This is a genomic window from Cellulomonas sp. RIT-PI-Y (assembly GCF_025642745.1).
GTDB lineage: Bacteria > Actinomycetota > Actinomycetes > Actinomycetales > Cellulomonadaceae > Cellulomonas.
This window is the reverse complement of sequence record NZ_JANZKP010000006.1, coordinates 12,405-30,632: the sequence shown is the minus strand read 5'-3', so window position 1 is coordinate 30,632 and position 18,228 is coordinate 12,405. Positions and strand designations below refer to the sequence as shown.

Genomic DNA, 18,228 nt, shown 5'->3' with positions numbered 1-18,228 from the left:
CCCGTGCACGGGGTCGGCTGGCTGCTCACGCTGCTGGTGCTGGCCGTGTGTCTGGGGGTCGCCGGTGTCGCGCTGTCGCGCTGGCACTCGCTGACCCGTCGGGTGGGTTCCTTCTCCTGTGCTCTGCGCGCCGGGGGCCGTCTGGTCCCCGGCGTCGCGCATTACGGGGCACGGAGCCTGTACTGGTACAAGCGGCGCTCGATCGCGTTCCGCGCCACCCGGGCGTGGTCCCGGCTGGCCCTGAGCGTGCTGGAGCGCGAACCGCTGCACCCGGACCGGCCCACCGGTCCGCTGCGGGTCCGGTGCCGCGTCGCCGGGGGACCGGTCGGCCTGGAGGAACAGGTCGAGCTGGTGATGTCCCGTGAGGCCTACGCTGGCCTGACCTCCTGGCTGGAGGCCGGCCCGACCGCCCCGCACCTGGTGATCTGACAAAGGACTTCCATGCGTCTGCTCGTCGCCCGCTGTGCCGCTCGGTACAGCGGCCGCCTGAACGCCCACCTGCCGCTCGCGACCCGGCTGGTCGTGGTCAAGGCCGACGGTTCGGTGCTGCTGCACTCCGACGGCGGCTCGTACAAGCCGTTGAACTGGATGAGCCCGCCCTGCACGCTGCGCACCGCCCCGGCCGAGGGCGAGGCCGTCGAGCGCGGCGTCGAGCAGGTCTGGACCGTCCAGCACACCAAGAGCGACGACCGCCTGGTGATCGAGATCCACGAGGTGCTGCACGACTCCGAGCACGACCTGGGGGTGGACCCCGGCCTGATCAAGGACGGCGTCGAGGCGCACCTCCAGGAGCTGATGGCCGCGCAGATCGAGGTGCTCGGCTCCGGGCACACCCTGGTCCGGCGCGAGTACCCGACCGCGATCGGCCCGGTCGACATCCTGGCGAAGAGCCCCGCCGGCGGCACGATCGCCGTGGAGATCAAGCGTCGCGGGGACATCGACGGGGTCGAGCAGCTGACCCGCTACCTGGAGCTGCTGAACCGCGACCCGCTGCTGGCTCCGGTGCAGGGCGTGTTCGCCGCCCAGGAGATCAAGCCGCAGGCCCGGGTGCTGGCCACCGACCGGGGGATCACCTGCCTGGTGCTGGACTACGACGCCATGCGCGGGGTCGACGACGTGGACTCCCGCCTGTTCTGACCTGCACACGCCCGGCGGGGGACCGTGGCCGTCGCGGGGTCGCCGGGGCCACAATGGCCGGGTGAGCGAGCGCATCCCGACCGTCCTGCGTGGCGAGGTCGTCACCCCCACCGAGATCCTGACCGACGGTGCCGTCGTGCTGATCGACGACCGGATCGCCTGGGTCGGCTCCGTCGCCGACCTGCCGGGCCAGTGGCGCGAGGACCTGCCGGCCGAGCCGGCACCGGGCACCACCGTGCTCCCCGGCCTGGTCGACGTCCACGACCACGGCGGTGGCGGCGAGTCCTTCCCGGACGCCACCGGCGCCGACCAGGCCCGGACCGCCGCCCGGGAGCACCTCCGGCACGGCACGACCGCCCTGGTCGCCTCCCTGGTGACCGCCCCGCGCGAGGTGCTGCTGGCCCGTGTCGCGCTGCTGGCGGACCTGGTCGACGCCGGTGAGCTGATCGGCATCCACGCCGAGGGCCCGTTCCTGTCCGCGGACCGCTGCGGTGCGCAGAACCCGGACGACATGCTCGGCGGTGACCCGGTGCTGGTCGCCGAGCTGGCGGCCGCCGCGCGCGGTCACCTGGTCACCATGACCGTCGCGCCCGAGGTGCCCGGTGTCGCCGACGGGGGCCCGGGCCGCCCTGACGCGCTGTCCGCACTGGTCGAGGCCGGTGCGGTCCCGTCGATCGGCCACACCGACGCGCACGCCCCGGTGGTCGAGGCCGCGATCGCCCGGGGACGTGCGCTGCTGGCGGGTGGCGAGCGGGCGGAGTCCGTCGGCGGCGGGACGCTGCCCGGCCGGTCGCCGCGACTGACCGCGACGCACCTGTTCAACGGCATGCGGCCGCTGCACCATCGGGATCCGGGCCCGATCGCCGCCTGCCTGGCCGCCGCCTCCCGCGGTGAGCTGGTGGTCGAGCTGGTCGCCGACGGCACCCACCTGGACCCGGCGACGGTGCGCAGCGTCTTCGATCTGGTCGGCCCGGAGCAGATCATGCTGGTGACCGATGCGATGGCCGCGGCGGGGATGCCGGACGGCGACTACCGGCTCGGCCCGATGGCGGTGCGGGTCGGCGACGGCGTGGCACGGCTGATCGCCGAGGACGGGACGTCCGGTGCGATCGCCGGGGGGACCGCGCATCTGATCGACGTGGTGCGGGCGACGGTGGCGGCGGGGGTGCCGCTGGTGTCCGCGGTCCGCGCCGCGGCCACCACGCCGGCGACGGTGGTGGGACGCGACGACCTGGGCGCCCTGGTGGCCGGGCGGCGCGGGGACGTCCTGATCACGCAGGACGACCTGTCGCCGATCGCGGTGTACCGGGGCGGGGAGCTCGTCGAGGACTGAGCGCCCAGCGGTAGCCGGACGGGCCCCCGGGCCTGCGTGCGGTCGAGCGGATCGCCCGGCTTCCATGCGGTCCCGCGGATCGTCCGGTCCGGTGAGGACGGGCACCGGATCCGCCGCCTTCCTCGCCCGGCGTGAGCTCTGTGCACGTTCCCCTTCCGGCGCGGGCGGCCGTCGCCGGCCGCGGCTCTCAAAAGTCGAACCGTTTCGACCCAGGTGGGGCCTGGGTGCGGCGGGTGGCCGATGATTCCGTTATCGAAGCGTTTCCGCGCAGAGCTGGACCGCCGATTAGTTCGGTGGTTAGAGTAACGGCGCGCGAAGCGCTTCGACCCCGCGATGGAGTGGGGCCGTGCCGTCGAGGAAGAGGGCAGTGGAGTGGTGGTGACCATGCAGGACGTAGCCCGGCACGCCGGTGTCGCCCTGTCCACCGTGTCCGCGACCCTGACCGCCGCCCGACCGGTCTCCGCCGCCACCCGCGCCCGGGTCGAGACGTCGATGACCGCACTCGGCTACCGCCCGAACGCCCTGGCCCGGGGACTGGCGACCAAGCGCAGCCGGGTGCTGGCGCTGGCGTTCCCGATGGGACCGGCCGGCCTGTCCCGGACCTCCGCCGAGTTCGTGCTCGGCGCCACCGAGGCCGCGCAGGACCGGGGCTACCAGCTGGTGCTCTGGCCGTTCGCGGCCGACGCCGCGGGGCCGTTGCTCGACGTCGCGGCGCAGGGCCTGGCCGACGGTGTGCTGCTGATGGAGGTCGGGCTGGCCGACCCCCGGGTGCGGGCGCTGAGCGAGGCGGGGATCCCGCTGACGCTGATCGGCCGCACCGCGCAGGGCGGCCTCCCGGTGGTGGACGTCGACTTCGAGGCGACGCTGAACGCGGCGGTGCAGCACCTGGCCGGGCTCGGCCACCGCCGGATCGCGCTGATCAACCACGCCGCCCACCGGGTCGTCGAGGGGCACGGGCCCACGATCCGGGCCGGACGGGCCTACCACCGTGCCAGCACCTCCCTGGGCCTGACCCCGCGCGAGCTGCACGCGGGGGAGTCGGTCGCTGGTGGGCGACTCGCCGCGGAGGAACTGCTGGACGGCTCGGAGGCCCCGACCGCGGTGATCGTGATGAACGAGGAGGCCGCCTTCGGGCTGGTCGCGGAGCTCGCCGCCCGGGGGATCCGCGTCCCCGGCGAGGTGTCGGTGGCCGCCGTGGTCTCCACCCCCGCGGTGGCCGGGCAGACCGTGCCGCCGCTGACCACCTGGCACGCACCGGGGAGCGCCCTCGGACGTGCCGGGGTCGACACCCTGCTCACCGTGCTCGACACCGGACAGGTGCCCGAGCCGGTGCTGATCGGCTGCGGACTGGTCGATCTCGGCAGCACCGGCTCGGCGCCGGTGCCCGAGCCGGCCGCGGACGCACCCCGGAACCCCCCGACCCTGCATCGGTGACCACCGGCGCACGGCACGACCCAGCAGTAACTCGATGAGGAGGAACGACGTGAAGGCTCAGCGCACCAGGTACGTGGCGGGCGCGATGGCGCTCGCCCTGCCCCTGGCCCTGGCGGCCTGTGGTGGCGACAACGGCGGTGGCGGTGGGGGCTCCGACGCCGACACGCTCACCGTCTGGCACTACGAGAACGACGAGTCGGCGATGGGCCAGGCCTGGGCCCGGGCGATCGAGATCTTCGAGGACGAGCACCCGGACGTCACGGTCAAGGTCGAGAACCAGACCTTCGAGCAGATCCAGAAGAACGCCTCCATCTTCCTGACCGGCGACGACGTGCCGGACGTGATGGAGTACAACAAGGGCAACGCCACGGCGGGCCAGCTGGCCGCCCAGGGGCTGATCAGCCCGCTCACCGACGAGGCCGAGTCCCGCGGCTGGGACGACATCCTGCCCGCGTCGATCCAGACCACCGGGATGTACGACGAGCAGGGGCTGATGGGCTCCGGCGACTGGTACGGCGTCGCGAACTACGGCGAGTTCGTCGGCAACTACTACAACGACGACATGTTCACCGCGAACGGCATCGAGATCCCGACCGACTTCGACTCCTTCGAGTCGGCCCTCGCGGCGTTCAAGGAGAAGGGGATCACCCCGCTGGCCGAGGCCGGCTCGGAGTACCCGATGGGTCAGCTCTGGTACGAGCTGGTGCTGCACTACGGCGACCGCGACCTGGTCGACGACTACCAGCTGTTCGCCGACGACGTGGACTTCCACGACGACGCCTTCACCCAGGCGACGAACAAGCTCGACGAGTGGATCAAGGCCGGATACATCGCCTCGGACTCTGCCGCGCTCACCGCCGAGGACATGGGCGTCTCGTTCATCAACGGCACCTACCCGATCATGGTCTCCGGCTCCTGGTGGTTCGGCCGCCTGAACGAGGAGATCCCGTTCCAGTGGAGCCAGGGCCTGTTCCCGGGCAACGACCTGCACCCGGGTTCCTCCGGCAACCTGTGGGTCGTCCCGGAGAACGCGGCGAACAAGGAGCTGGCCTACGACTTCATCGACATCACGCTGAGCGACGAGGTGCAGGAGATCCTCGGCCAGGCCGGTGGTCTGCCGGTCGCCGGTGACGCGTCCACCATCACGGACGAGAAGACCAAGGCGATGACGGACAACTTCAACACCATCCTCGACGAGGACGGCCTGGCGTTCTACCCGGACTGGCCGGTCGCCGGCTTCTACGACGTGATCGTGTCCGAGATGCAGTCGCTGATCAACCAGTCGAAGACCCCGGACGAGGTCCTCGACTCGCTGTCCAGCGCCTACGAGCAGGGCAAGACCGACCTGCTCGAGGGCTGATCCTCCGCGCCGGTCCCGCCGTCGTCACCGGCGGCGGGACCGGCGCCCTCCCATCCCCCGAACCGCGGAGACCTGCGAGGAGAGCGGCCCCCTGATGTCCACGACCACCACCACCCCGCGCCGACGGAAGAACCGCGCCAGGTGGGGCTACGTGCCCTACCTGCTGCCCGGCCTGATCGGCTTCATCGTCATCGTCCTGATCCCGTTCGGGATGAACATCTACTACTCCCTGCACAAGTGGAAGGGCGGCAACGCCCCGATGCGCTGGTACGGCCTGGGCAACTACGCCGACCTGCTGCAGGACGAGCAGTTCTGGACCTCGTTCAAGAACTCGATCGCCATGATCGGCGCGATGGTGATCGTCCCGACCGTCGTCGGTCTGCTGCTCGCCACCGTGCTGTTCGACGTGCTCGGCAAGCGGTTCGGACCGCGGGTCGCCTCGACCCTGCGCGCGCTGTACTACCTGCCGCAGATCCTCCCGGTCGCCGTCGCCGGTGTGCTGTGGAACTGGATCCTGAACTCCCAGACCGGTGCGGTCAACGTGGTCCTGCGCGGGATCGGCATCGACAACCCGCCGAACTGGCTGGGCTCGACCGACACCGCGCTGCCCAGCGTGATGCTGGTGCTGATCTGGATCCAGATCGGCTACCCGGTCGTCATCTTCATGTCCGCGCTGCAGCGGGTCGACCCCGAGCTCTACGAGGCGGCCGAGCTGGACGGCGCGGGCTGGTGGCACCGGTTCCGGGCGATCACCGTCCCGCAGATCAAGCCGGAGACGTTCGTCATCACGCTGACCTGCACGGTCGCGGCGCTGAAGGTGTTCGGGCCGATCTACGTGCTGACCCGCGGGGGCCCGGAGAGCTCGACCCTGGTGCCGAGCTACTACTCGTACCTGAACTTCTTCGACAAGTCGAAGGTCGGCTACGGCGCCGCGATCGCCAACGTCCTGACGCTGCTGATCATCCTGGTCGCCGTCGTGATCATGGTGCTGCAGGCACGCAGCGCCCGCCGCGAGGAGGAGGGGCACTGATGGCCACCCAGATCGAGACCCTGCCGAGCTCCGGTTCGGTCGGCACGGGCAAGCCCCCGCGCAAGGCCAAGGCCACCGACACCGACCGCCGGCACCGGCGCGGCGCGGCCCGCTGGTTCGTGCTGGCCGCGGCGATCGTCGTCGCCGTGGCGATGATGATCCCGTTCGTCATCATGGTGCTCAACGCCTTCAAGTCGCCCGCCGACTACTCCACCAACGGCCCGCTGAGCATCCCGAAGGAGGTGTACACCGACGGACTGGTCAACTTCTGGGAGCGGGTCAACTTCCCGCAGAAGCTGGTCAACTCGGTGTGGATCTCCGGCACCGTCGCGATCTTCGCGGTGTTCGTCTCCCTGCTCAGCGCCTACGCGCTCGGCGTGGGCAAGATCAAGGGCCGGATGTCGATCGTCACCCTGTTCCTGCTGGCGAACATGCTGCCGCAGGAGGTGCTGGTCTACCCGCTGTTCCAGATGGCGCAGAAGGTCGGGCTGAGCAACAACCAGTGGTCGATCATCCTCATCTTCACCGTGATCCAGGCGGCATTCGGCACCTACCTGCTGTCCTCCGTGCTCGGCACCTTCCCGAAGGCGCTGCTGGAAGCCTCCGCGCTGGACGGCGCCGGTCGCTGGCGGACCCTGTGGAGCGTGGTGTTCCCGGTGGTCCGGCCGACCATGTCGGTGCTGGTGATCTTCTTCTTCATCTGGACCTGGAACGAGTTCTTCATCCCGCTGGTCATGCTGACCACCAACGCCACCCAGACCATCCCGGTGGCGCTGGCCTCGCTCCAGGGCGACCGGATGATGGACGCGCCGACCACCAACGCCGGTGCCCTGGTGTCGATGATCCCGGCGATCATCTTCTTCATCCTGTTCCAGCGGACCCTGACCCGTGGCATCACGGCGGGTGCGGTGAAGTGAGCTGACATCGGGCCGGCGCCTCGGGGGATGCGCCGCAACCGGCCGGGCCTGCCACCCGGTCGACCGCCACGGGGCGGGCACGGATCACGTGCCCGCCCCGTCGCGCTGCCTGCCCGGGGTGCTCGCCCCGTCACCTGCTGTCGAGGTCGGCAGCCCGCCCCGAGGTCGGCAGCTTGCTCCGAATTCGGCAGTTCGCTTCGAGGTCGGCAGCCCGCCCCGAAATCGGCACTTCACCGGGGCAGATCGGGCGCACAGTGCCGAGTTCGTCGACGCGTGCCGCGAGTGCGGTGGCGTGGGTGCCGTGGTGGGGCGGAGGTGCCGAACTGGCGGGGTGGTCGGGGCCCGCGCTGAGGTGGAGGTGGGCACGCGGGCGTGGGTCGGCGTGACCGCGCGGGGGAGGCGTGCCGGCGGAACCGGACGCCGCGCCGGCCATGTCCGGTGTTGCGCGGTCGTGTGCGGGGTTGATCGCAGGGACTTGTCACAGCTGTCGCACAGCCCGTATGGTCACACCAGCGAGACCGTCGAAGCGCTTGCGCAATCCAGGGCAATGGAGACCTCCGAGGGCGCAGTTCTGTCGCATCGGGCCACCCGGCACGCTGCGAGGACTGCTCCCGTCCGACGCTCTGAGTCGCACATTTCCGCACAACGATCCCGGACGCCTGTCCACGGATCCGCGGCGGCCACCGCCCTCGTCGAGGTCGAAGCGCTTCAACCGATCGCACAGGTGAGCAGCGCCCCGGCTGCCCACCGGGTCCACCCGAGCGGTGGCTTCAGAGAGGAACGCCAACGATGGCCAGTGGGAACAAGAAGCGGCTGTTCGCGGCTGCGGCGACTGTCGGAGTGCTGAGCCTGGCCGTGACGGCCTGCTCGGGCGGCGGCGACGGCGGCAGCGGATCGGGCAGCGACGGCGAGCCGGTCACCCTCGAGTTCTGGGGCTGGGTCCCCGGACTGGAGGACACCGTCGCCGAGTGGAACGCGGCGAACCCCGACATCCAGATCGACTTCTTCCGGATGACCGGCGACGACGGCGACAAGATCCCCGCCGCGATCGACGCCGGCACCGCCCCGGACATCGTGCAGATGTCCAGCCACTCGCTGCCGGGCCACATCGTCAACGACCGGCTGACCGACATCACCGAGTACGCCGGTGACCTGGAGGACCAGTTCACGCCGTCCTCCTGGGGCACCGTGGTCTTCGACTCGGCGGTCTACGCGGTCCCGCAGGACTCCGGTCCCTCCGGCCTGCTGTACCGGACCGACCTGTTCCAGCAGTACGGCATCGACGTGCCGACCACCTGGGACGAGTACCTGGACGCGGCCCGCGCGCTGCACGCCGCCGACCCCGACGTGTACATCGCCCAGTTCTCCCCGAACGAGGCCGGGTTCTGGATCCAGTCCGTGTGGCAGAACTCCGGGTCGTGGTACGGCATCGACGGCGACTCGTGGCAGGTCACCGTCAACGACGACGCGAGCATGGCGGTCGCCGACGTGTGGCAGACCCTGCTGGACGAGGACCTGGTGAAGGTCGTCGAGATGTGGACCCCGGAGTACTGGGCCGAGGTCAACGACGGCACCATCGCCACGATCAACTACGGCGCCTGGTTCCCGGCTCTGCTCAAGGAGAGCGCCGCGGACCTGTCCGGCCAGTGGGGGATCGCCCCGACCCCGACGTTCAGCGGCTCCGACGCGGCCGGTGAGTCCGGCGGCTCGGTGAACGTGGTGCCGCGCGGCACCGAGCACGTCGAGCAGGCGGTCGAGTTCATCAGCTGGCTGAACGCCAGCGAGGAGGGCACCACGCACCTGATCGACGGGGGTGTGTTCCCCTCGGCCTACGTGGGCCAGGAGAACAGCAACCTGCTGGTCGAGGACGAGTACTTCGGCGGGGCGGTCGCGAACCAGACCTTCGCCGACGCCGCCGCGACGGTGCCGGACTCCTGGGTGGACGGCCCGACCTTCGACCTGACGCAGGACGCGCTGAAGGACGCCTTCGCCCAGGTCGCCAACGGCCGGCTCACCTTCGCCGAGGCGCTGGACCAGGTCCAGGCCAAGACGGTGAAGGACCTGAAGGACATGGGCCTCGAGGTGCGGGAGTGACCTCGGCCTCCCCGGCCACCGTGGCCCCCCGCCCCGGCCGCTCGCGCGGTCGGCTCAGCGGGGGGCTGCGGGCCGCTCCCTACGTGTTCATCGCGCCGTTCGTCGCGCTGTTCGTGGTCTTCCTGGTGCTGCCGATCGTGATCGCGGTCTACAAGAGCTTCTTCGCGGTGCAGCGCTCCGGGCTCGGCTTCGGCGGCGGTGAGGAGGCGTTCGTCGGTCTGGACAACTACGTGCAGGCGTTCGGGAACTCCGAGTTCCTGCGCTCCTTCGGCCGGGTGCTGCTGTTCGGCGCGGTGCAGGTGCCGGTGATGCTGCTGATCGCGCTGGCGCTCGCCCTGCTGTTCGACTCCGCGATGGTGCGCGGGAAGAAGTTCTTCCAGCTGTCGGTGTTCCTGCCGTACGCGGTGCCGTCGGTGGTCGCGGCGCTGATCTGGGGTTTCCTGTACCAGCCGAAGGTCAGCCCGATCGTCGAGCTGCTGCGCGGCATGGGCGTCGACCCGCAGTTCCTGGCGCCCGGCACCGTGATGTGGTCGCTGGTGAACGTGGTGATCTGGTCGGTCACCGGCGTCAACATGATCATCATCTTCAGCTCGCTGCAGACCGTGCCCCGGGAGATGTACGAGGCCGCCCGGATCGACGGGGCGAACGAGCTGCGGCTGGCGCTGCAGATCAAGGTGCCGATGATCATGCCCGCCGTGCTGCTCACCACGCTGTTCTCGATCATCGGGACGCTGCAGCTGTTCAACGAGCCGATGACCCTGCGGTCGATCACCTCGAACATCTCCGGCTCCTACACGCCGAACATGGCGATCTACCAGACCACCACCCTGGGCGGGAACCTCAACCTCGGCTCCGCGATGGCGGTGCTGCTGGGCATCGCGACCATGGTCCTGTCGATCGTGCTGTCCGCCGCCTCCAACCGGAAGAAGGGCGGTGCGCGATGACCGCCCCGACCATCGTCAGCGGACGCCCGGCGTCGACGACCCCCGGCAAGCCGCCGAAGCCGCGGACCACCGCCGAGGGCGAACGCCCGAGCCGCGGCGCCCGGGTGATCGGCTGGGCGGTCATGATCGTCACGGCGGTCTACTTCCTGGTGCCGGTGTACTGGCTGATCGTCGCCTCGACCAAGAGCACCGGCGACCTGTTCTCCACCCCGGGGTTCTGGTTCGCGGACTTCCACCTGTTCCAGAACCTGGCCGACCTCACCGCGCGGGACGGCGGCATCTTCTGGCGCTGGCTGGGCAACTCGGTGGTCTACTCCGGTGTCGGCTCGATCCTGATGACCTTCATCTGCGTGATCACCGGCTATGCCCTGGCGGTGTACCGGTTCCGGGGCCGCTCGGTGGTGCTGGGTGCGGTCCTCGGGTCGATGCTGGTCCCGCAGACCGTGCTCGCCCAGCCGATCTACGTCCTGCTGGTCGAGATCGGGCTGAACAACACCATGCTCGGCGTCCTGCTGCCGCAGCTGGTGTACCCGTTCGGCGTGATGCTGGGCTTCGTGTTCGCGGGGTCCGCGGTACCGGGGGAGATCCTGGAGGCGGCCCGGCTGGACGGTGCCGGCGAGTGGCGGATCTTCCGGTCCATCGCGTCCCGGCTGCTCAGCTCCGGGTCGGTCACGATCCTGCTGTTCGCGTTCATCGGCTCCTGGAACAGCTACATGCTGCCGTTGCTGGTGCTGACCGACACCCGGTTGCAGCCGGTCACGGTCGGGCTGTCCGGCTGGAGCCAGGCCGCGATCACCATCCCGGGCCTGCAGACCCTGGTGATCATCGGCGCCCTGGTCTCGATCATCCCGATCATCGTCATCTTCATCTCCCTGCAGCGGTTCTGGCGCTCCGGCCTGGCCGCGGGCGGTGTGCGGTTCTGAGATGACGATCGACCACCCCGGGCGGGAGCTGCGGTACGGCCGGCCCAGTGCGGGCTGGCTGGACGGGCTCCCGCTCGGGAACGGCCGCACCGGAGCGATGGTGCTGGCCGCCGCCGACCGGCTGCACCTGCAGCTGAACGACGGCACCGCCTGGTCCGGCGGCGTGGGGTCGGCCGCTCGGCGTGGGACGCTCCCCGCCGAGGAGGCCGCCCGCGCACGTGCCGAGGCCGCGGCGCTGTGGGACCAGGGGCGGATCGTGGACGCCGAACGTGCGCTGTCCGCGCTGCAGCAGGACTACGTCCAGGCCTACCTGCCGTTCGCCGACCTGGTGCTGCGGATCGACCACTCCGCGGCCCCGGTCGAGCGGCGACTCCGGCTGCGTGACGGGGAGCACCTGGTCACCGCGGGAGCCCTGCGGCACCGCACTTTCCTCAGCGCGCCGGACGGCCTCCTGGTGCACCGTCTGACCAGCGACGACCCGGTGGACCTCGACCTGTCGCTGACCACCCCGCTGGGCGCACCGGAGCTGACGGTCGACGCGGACGGCGCCGTGCTGCGGATGACCCTCCCGGCGGATGTCGCTCCCGGGCACGAGCCGGACGAGCCCGCGCTCACCTGGCAGGTCGACGGCGTGACCCCGTTGACCGGTGCGGTCGCGCTCTCCTGGCGGCACGACGGCACCCATGTCACCACGGCGGACGGGGTCAGGCTGGTCGGGGTCCGGGTCCTGGAGCTCCGACTTGCGACCGCGACCACCTTCGACCGGATCGGCGGCTGTCCGCACGGGGTCGCGGCCGACCGGGCCACGGCCGTGCTGGCGGCGACCGCGTCCGCCACCTGGTCCGAGCTGCGTGAGCGGCACCTCGCGGACCACCGCGGACTGATGGACCGGTTCGGGCTGTCCCTCGGGATCCCGAGGCCGGACTCCGGCACCGACACCGATCTCCGGGTGCGGCACGCCGAGCGCCACCCGGACGGCCCGCTGGCCGGTGACCCGGACCTGCTGGCGCTGCTCGCCGACTACGGCCGGTACCTGCTGATCGCCGCGTCCCGCCCGGGTGGTCTGCCCGCCACCCTCCAGGGCCTGTGGAACGACGACCTGCGGCCGCCGTGGTCCAGCGCGTACACCCTGAACATCAACACCGAGATGAACTACTGGCCGGCCGGGCCCACCGGCCTGGCCGAGACCGCCGAGCCGCTGCTCGAGCTGGCCGAGGCGCTCGCGGTGCACGGCGCGGACACCGCCCGGCGGTTGTACGGCGCGCGGGGCTGGGTGGCGCACCACAACACCGACGCCTGGGCGAACACCCGCCCGACCGCCGGGGACGCGTCCTGGGCACTGTGGCCGATGGGTGGGGTGTGGCTGGTGCGCCAGCTCGACGAGCTGCGACGACTCGGCGTGGTCGACGACGCCTGGCGTGCGCGGCTCTGGCCGCTCGCAGTCGGTGCCGCGCAGGGTGCGCTGGACCTGCTGACCGAGCGTCCGGACGGCACGCTCGCGAGCTGGCCGTCGACCTCGCCGGAGAACCGCTTCGACACCCCGCGCGGTCCGGCCTCGCTGACCCGGGGATCCGGGATGGACCGGGCGCTGCTGCACGAGCTGGCCGCGACCGTGCGCGGTCTGGCGACCGAGCTGGGGGAGTCGCACCCGGTGCTGGCCGAACTGGACGCCGCCCTGCCCCGGGTCCCCGGACCGGTGGTCGCCGACGACGGGACCGTGCGCGAGTGGGACGGCCCTCGGGTCGAGGTCGAGCCGGAGCACCGGCACGTGTCTGCTCTGGTGTTCGCCTATCCCGGGGAGGGGCCCGGAGAGCACGCCGAGGCCGTGGCGGCGACCCTGGACCGGCGCGGTGACGACTCCACCGGCTGGTCGGTGGCCTGGAAGGCGGCGTTGTGGGCGCGGCTGGGCGACGGCGAACGGGCCGGCCGGGTGCTCGGCCTGGCGCTGCGTGCGGCGTGGGACGACGATCCGGAGCCGGCCGGGCCGTCGCGCCCGGCACCGGAGGCCCGAGGCCCGCACGCCGGGGGCGTCTACCGGAACCTGTTCGCCGCCCACCCGCCGTTCCAGATCGACGGCAACCTCGGCCTCACCGCGGCGGTGGCCGAGCTTCTGGTCAGCGGTGTCGACGGGACGATCCGCCTGTTGCCGGCGCTCCCGGCGGCGCTCGCGGAGGCGGGGGAGGTGCACGGTCTGATCGTGCACCCCGGCGTCGCGGTCGCTCTGCAGTGGACGGCGGCCGTCCCGCGCGCGGTCGAGCTCACGGCGCTGTCCGCGCGCTCGGCGGGACCGTGCGAGGTCCGGTGGCGGCACCGGCTCTGGCGCGTCGAGCTGGCCGCCGGGAAGCCGGTGCGGGTGCCGGTGTGAGGGCAGGTCGGCGCGCTGCGGCATCGCAGCAGCCGAGCAGGGCCGCCACCTCTCCCGGACCTCGACATCGTTCCCTCCTGATTGCTACAGTCGACCCCGTCAATCGAAGCGCTTCGACGTCCCGTCGATCGGAGCCCGACCCCGAGGCAATGACGCACGGTGCAGCCTGATCCCGCCCCCCACGCCCCGCCCGCCGACCCCACCGCGCGTGCGGCCGGTCAGGCGTCCTTCACCGCACTCGTGGCCGGACGCGGCCTGCTCTACGGCGGTGACTACAACCCCGAGCAGTGGCCCGCCGAGGTCTGGCCGGAGGACGTCGCGCTGATGACGGCCGCCGGGGTCAACCTGGTCACGGTCGGCGTCTTCTCCTGGGGGAGGCTCGAACCGCAGCCCGGTGCCCTCGACCTGGCGTGGCTGGACCGGGTGCTCGACCTGCTCGCCGAGGCCGGGATCGCGGTCGACCTGGCGACCCCCTCCGCTTCGGCACCGCCCTGGTTGGCGGTCGACCACCCGGAGACCTCCGCGGTGAACCCGGACGGCGTGCGGATGAGTCACGGCTCCCGCAATCACTTCTGCCCGACCTCGCCGGTCTTCCGCGAGCACGTGCTGCGGATCGTCCGGGTGCTCGCGGAGCGGTACGCCGATCACCCCGCACTGAGCATGTGGCACGTCGGCAACGAGTTCGGCCAGGTCTGCTACTGCGACCTGTGCGCCGAGGCGTTCCGCGGCTGGCTGCGGCAGCGCTACGGCACCCTGGACGAGCTGAACCGCGCGTGGGGGACCGCGTTCTGGTCGCAGCACCACGGCCGCTGGTCCGAGGTCGTCCCGCCGCGCACCGCGCCGTACCTGCACAACCCCACCCAGGAGCTGGACTACCGCCGGTTCGCCTCCGACCAGCTGCGCGACCTGTACCGGGTGCAGGCCGACCTGCTGCGGGAGCTGGCTCCGGGCGTTCCGGTGACCACCAACTTCATGGGCTTCTTCCCACTGGTCGACTACCGGAGCTGGGCCGGCGACCTCGATGTCGTCGCCGACGACTGGTACGCGGACCCGGCCGACCCCCGCAGCCCGGCCCGTGCCGCCCTCACCCACGACCTGATGCGGTCGCTCGGCGACGGTCGGCCGTGGGCGCTGATGGAGCAGGCCACCAGCGCGGTGAACTGGCGGCCGCACAACCTGCCGCGCTCCGCCGGGACCATGCTGGTCGACTCCCTGCGAGCGGTCGCGCACGGGGCGGACGCGATCTGCTACTTCCAGTGGCGGGCCTCGGTGGCCGGTGCCGAGCGCTTCCACTCCGCGATGCTGCCGCACGCCGGGCCGGACACCGACCTGCACCGCTCCGTGGTCGACCAGGGCGCCGTGCTGTCGCGGCTGCGTCGGGTCGCGGGCACCCGGGTCGACGCCCGCGCCGCGCTGGTCTTCGACTGGCAGTCCTGGTGGGCCGGTCGCGCGCCGGGCAGTCCGAGCGACCGGATGGACGCCGTCGACCAGCTGCTCGCCGCGTACGAGCCGCTCTGGCGCGAAGGCATCGCAGTCGACGTCGTGCACCCCGGCGGGGAGCTCGACGGCTACGACCTGGTCGTCGTACCGGGGCTCTACCTGGTCTCGGACGCCGACGCGGCCAACCTGGCCCGGGTGCCCGAGCGCGGGGGAGTGCTGCTCGTCGGCCCGTTCTCCGCGGTCGCCGATCCCGACGCCCACGTGCGGGCCGGTCGGTTCCCCGGACCGTGGGCCGAGGTGCTCGGGGTCAGCGGCGAGCAGCACCGCCCCCTGCCGGAGACCGGTGCCCAGGTGCGCAGCGACCGGTTCGGCGACTTCCGCGCCGTGACCTGGTCCGAACTGCTGCGTGCCGACGGCGCCGAGGTGCTGGCGTGGTACGCCGATGCCGGACTGGCCGGTCGCCCGGCGATCACCCGGCGGCTGCACCCGAGCGGGGGCCAGGCCTGGTACCTGTCCACCGTCCCGCCCTCCGACGTGCTGGCCCGGATCCTGCGGGACTGCGCCGACGCCGCCGGTGTGCACGGCCCGGTGGCCTGCCCGCCGGACGTCGAGGCGATCCGCCGCGGCGACGTGCTCTTCCTGCTGAACCACGGCGTCGAGACCCGCACGGTCCGACTGCCCTTCCCCGCCACCGACCTGATCGGCGGCACCCGCACCCCCGGCGACCTCGTGCTTCCGGCCGAGTCCGCCGTCGCCCTGATCGAGGAGGATCGATGAAGTTCACCGACGGCTACTGGATGACCCGACCCGGAGTGAGCATGCTCAAGCCGGTCGGCATCGACGAGGTGGTGGCCGGCGACGGCACGCTCACCGTCTACGCCGCCACCGCTCGGCTGACCAAGCGCGGAGACACCCTGAACCGCCCGCTGGTCACCATCACGCTGGACTCCCCGGCGGAGGGCGTGCTCGGCGTGACCGTGGAGCACTTCCGGGGCGGGGTCGACCGCGGTCCGCACTTCGCGATCAACGACGGCGGCCTGCCGGTCGCCACCGTCGAGCGCCCGGAGCAGGGCCCCGCCACCCTCACCACCGGCAACCTCACCGCCACCGTCGCCACCGAGGGCGGCTGGTCGCTGGACATCGCGGTCGACGGTCGCCGGGTCACCGGCTCGGACGCCCGCGGGCTGGCCGTCGTCGACGACAACGGCACCCCCTACGTCCGCGAGCAGCTGGACCTGGGCGTGCGCGAGCACGTCTACGGTCTGGGCGAGCGGTTCACCGCGTTCGTCAAGAACTCGCAGACCGTCGACATCTGGAACGCCGACGGCGGCACCTCCTCCGAGCAGGCGTACAAGAACGTGCCCTTCCTGCTGTCGGACAAGGGCTACGGCGTCTTCGTCGACCACCCCGAGCACGTCTCGTTCGAGATCGGCTCCGAGGCGGTCTCCCGCACCCAGTTCAGCGTGCCGGGCCAGCGCCTGCGCTACTACGTCGTCGCCGGACCGACCCCCAAGGACGTGCTGCGCCGCTACACCGCGCTCACCGGCCGGCCCGCCGCGGTGCCGGACTGGTCCTACGGCCTGTGGCTGTCCACCTCCTTCACCACCTCCTACGACGAGGACACCGTGATGTCCTTCATCGACGGGATGGCCGACCGCGGGCTGCCGCTCAGCGTCTTCCACTTCGACTGCTTCTGGATGCGGCAGTTCCACTGGAGCGACTTCGTCTGGGACCCGGCGACCTTCCCGGACCCGCAGGGGCTGCTGACCCGGCTGCACGAGCGCGACCTCAAGGTCTGCGTCTGGATCAACCCGTACATCGCCCAGCGCAGCTACCTGTTCGATGAGGGCCGCGAGCTCGGCTACCTGGTGAAGAACCCGGACGGCTCGGTCTGGCAGTGGGACATGTGGCAGGCCGGCATGGCGCTGGTCGACTTCACCAACCCGGACGCGGTGGCCTGGTTCCAGGGCAAGCTGCGTGCGCTGCTCGACCTCGGCGTCGACTGCTTCAAGACCGACTTCGGCGAGCGGATCCCGACCGACGTGGTCTGGCACGACGGCTCCGACCCGCAGGCGATGCACAACTACTACACGCACCTCTACAACCAGGCCGTCTTCGACCTGCTGGTCGCCGAGCGCGGCGAGGGTGAGGCTGTGCTGTTCGCCCGGTCCGCCACCGCGGGCGGTCAGCAGTTCCCGGTGCACTGGGGCGGAGACTGCGAGTCGACCTTCGTCTCGATGGCCGAGTCGCTGCGCGGCGGGCTGTCGCTGTCGATGAGCGGCTTCGGCTACTGGTCGCACGACATCGGCGGGTTCGAGGGCACCCCGGACCCGGCGGTGTTCAAGCGCTGGCTGGCCTTCGGCCTGCTGTCCAGCCACTCCCGGCTGCACGGATCGGACTCCTACCGGGTGCCGTGGGCCTTCGACGAGGAGGCCGTCGAGGTCACCCGCCGGTTCACCGAGCTCAAGCTGTCCCTGATGCCGTACCTGTCCCGGGTCGGCCGGACGGCGCACACCGACGGTCTGCCCGTGATGCGCCCGATGCTGCTGGAGTTCCCGGAGGACCCGGCGACGGCCACCGTCGACACCCAGTACATGCTCGGCGAGAACCTGCTGGTCGCCCCGGTGTTCTCCGCCGACGGCGAGGTCGACGTCTACGTGCCGGAGGGCACCTGGACCAGCCTGATCGACGACTCCACCGTGGTCGGTCCGCGCTGGCACCGTCAGCGGCACGACTTCCTGTCGGTGCCGTTGCTCGCCCGGCCGGACAGCGTGCTCCCGGTGGGCGCCCGCACCGACCGCCCGGACTACGACCACGCCGACGGGGTCACCCTGCGCGTGTTCGAACCGGCCGACGGGCACGACTCCACCACGGTCGTGGGTGCGGTGTCCTTCCGGGTGGTGCGCTCCGGTGACACCGTCACCGCCACTGCCACCGGGGCCTCCGCTCCGTGGTCGGTCCGGATCGGCGACCGGGTGATCGCCGCCGAGGGCGACCGGGCCGAGTTCACGCTCTGAGCAGGGTGTGCGGTGCCGGGGCGACCCGGCACCGCACGACCTTGGCCTCGTGGCCTCGTGGCCTCGTGGCCTCTTGGCGCTTGGCGCTTGGCGCTTGGCGCTTGGTTCCTGGCTCCGTGGGACCCGGACCCAGGCCGGGCACTTGGCCCGCGAGGCGTGATCGCCGGAGTTCCAGCGCCTGCAGGCCCCGGCCCGCCGCCCCTGCCCGCGTCGAGTGCGGCACTTCCGGCCACG

13 protein-coding genes are annotated in these 18,228 nt (G+C 71.6%); all 13 read left to right on the top strand.

Annotated features, from left to right (window positions below):
* Positions 1 to 3 precede the first annotated feature (3 nt).
* The 13 genes from OGL89_RS03515 (at position 4) to yicI (ending at position 17,994) form a co-directional block, all read left to right on the top strand.
* Entirely contained in the window at positions 4 to 429 is a 426-nt protein-coding gene (locus tag OGL89_RS03515) for a DUF2550 domain-containing protein (protein WP_263118487.1), read from the top strand.
* 12 nt (positions 430 to 441) lie between these two features.
* Positions 442 to 1,137 (top strand): endonuclease NucS, encoded by a 696-nt coding sequence (gene nucS / locus OGL89_RS03510; RefSeq protein ID WP_263118486.1) that lies wholly within the window; start codon positions 442 to 444, stop codon positions 1,135 to 1,137.
* 61 nt (positions 1,138 to 1,198) lie between these two features.
* Entirely contained in the window at positions 1,199 to 2,470 is a 1,272-nt protein-coding gene (locus OGL89_RS03505; RefSeq protein ID WP_263118485.1) for an amidohydrolase family protein, read from the top strand.
* Between the two features lie 384 nt (positions 2,471 to 2,854).
* On the top strand, positions 2,855 to 3,904 hold the full coding sequence (locus tag OGL89_RS03500; RefSeq protein WP_263118550.1) for a substrate-binding domain-containing protein: 1,050 nt from the start codon (positions 2,855 to 2,857) through the stop codon (positions 3,902 to 3,904).
* A 49-nt stretch (positions 3,905 to 3,953) separates the two neighbouring features.
* Positions 3,954 to 5,264, top strand: a complete 1,311-nt coding sequence (locus tag OGL89_RS03495) for an extracellular solute-binding protein (protein WP_263118483.1) — start codon at positions 3,954 to 3,956, stop codon at positions 5,262 to 5,264.
* A gap of 94 nt (positions 5,265 to 5,358) precedes the next feature.
* Positions 5,359 to 6,294, top strand: a complete 936-nt coding sequence (locus OGL89_RS03490) for a sugar ABC transporter permease (protein WP_263118482.1) — start codon at positions 5,359 to 5,361, stop codon at positions 6,292 to 6,294.
* Positions 6,294 to 7,211 carry a carbohydrate ABC transporter permease gene (locus OGL89_RS03485; protein ID WP_263118481.1) on the top strand — a complete coding sequence of 306 codons (918 nt, stop codon included), beginning with the start codon at positions 6,294 to 6,296 and terminating at the stop codon, positions 7,209 to 7,211. The genes OGL89_RS03490 and OGL89_RS03485 overlap by 1 nt, the downstream gene beginning before the upstream one ends.
* A 789-nt stretch (positions 7,212 to 8,000) precedes the next feature.
* Entirely contained in the window at positions 8,001 to 9,305 is a 1,305-nt protein-coding gene (locus OGL89_RS03480; RefSeq protein WP_263118480.1) for a sugar ABC transporter substrate-binding protein, read from the top strand.
* Positions 9,302 to 10,249 carry a sugar ABC transporter permease gene (locus OGL89_RS17095; protein ID WP_263118479.1) on the top strand — a complete coding sequence of 316 codons (948 nt, stop codon included), beginning with the start codon at positions 9,302 to 9,304 and terminating at the stop codon, positions 10,247 to 10,249. The genes OGL89_RS03480 and OGL89_RS17095 overlap by 4 nt, the downstream gene beginning before the upstream one ends.
* The gene (locus tag OGL89_RS03470; protein WP_263118478.1) at positions 10,246 to 11,172 is read left to right on the top strand and encodes a carbohydrate ABC transporter permease; all 927 of its coding nucleotides are present in this window, start codon (positions 10,246 to 10,248) and stop codon (positions 11,170 to 11,172) included. The genes OGL89_RS17095 and OGL89_RS03470 overlap by 4 nt, the downstream gene beginning before the upstream one ends.
* A 1-nt stretch (position 11,173) precedes the next feature.
* Entirely contained in the window at positions 11,174 to 13,537 is a 2,364-nt protein-coding gene (locus tag OGL89_RS03465; protein ID WP_263118477.1) for a glycoside hydrolase family 95 protein, read from the top strand.
* Between the two features lie 159 nt (positions 13,538 to 13,696).
* Positions 13,697 to 15,754 carry a beta-galactosidase gene (locus OGL89_RS03460; RefSeq protein WP_263118476.1) on the top strand — a complete coding sequence of 686 codons (2,058 nt, stop codon included), beginning with the start codon at positions 13,697 to 13,699 and terminating at the stop codon, positions 15,752 to 15,754.
* Entirely contained in the window at positions 15,751 to 17,994 is a 2,244-nt protein-coding gene (gene yicI / locus OGL89_RS03455) for an alpha-xylosidase (protein WP_263118475.1), read from the top strand. The genes OGL89_RS03460 and yicI overlap by 4 nt, the downstream gene beginning before the upstream one ends.
* Positions 17,995 to 18,228: the final 234 nt, after the last annotated feature.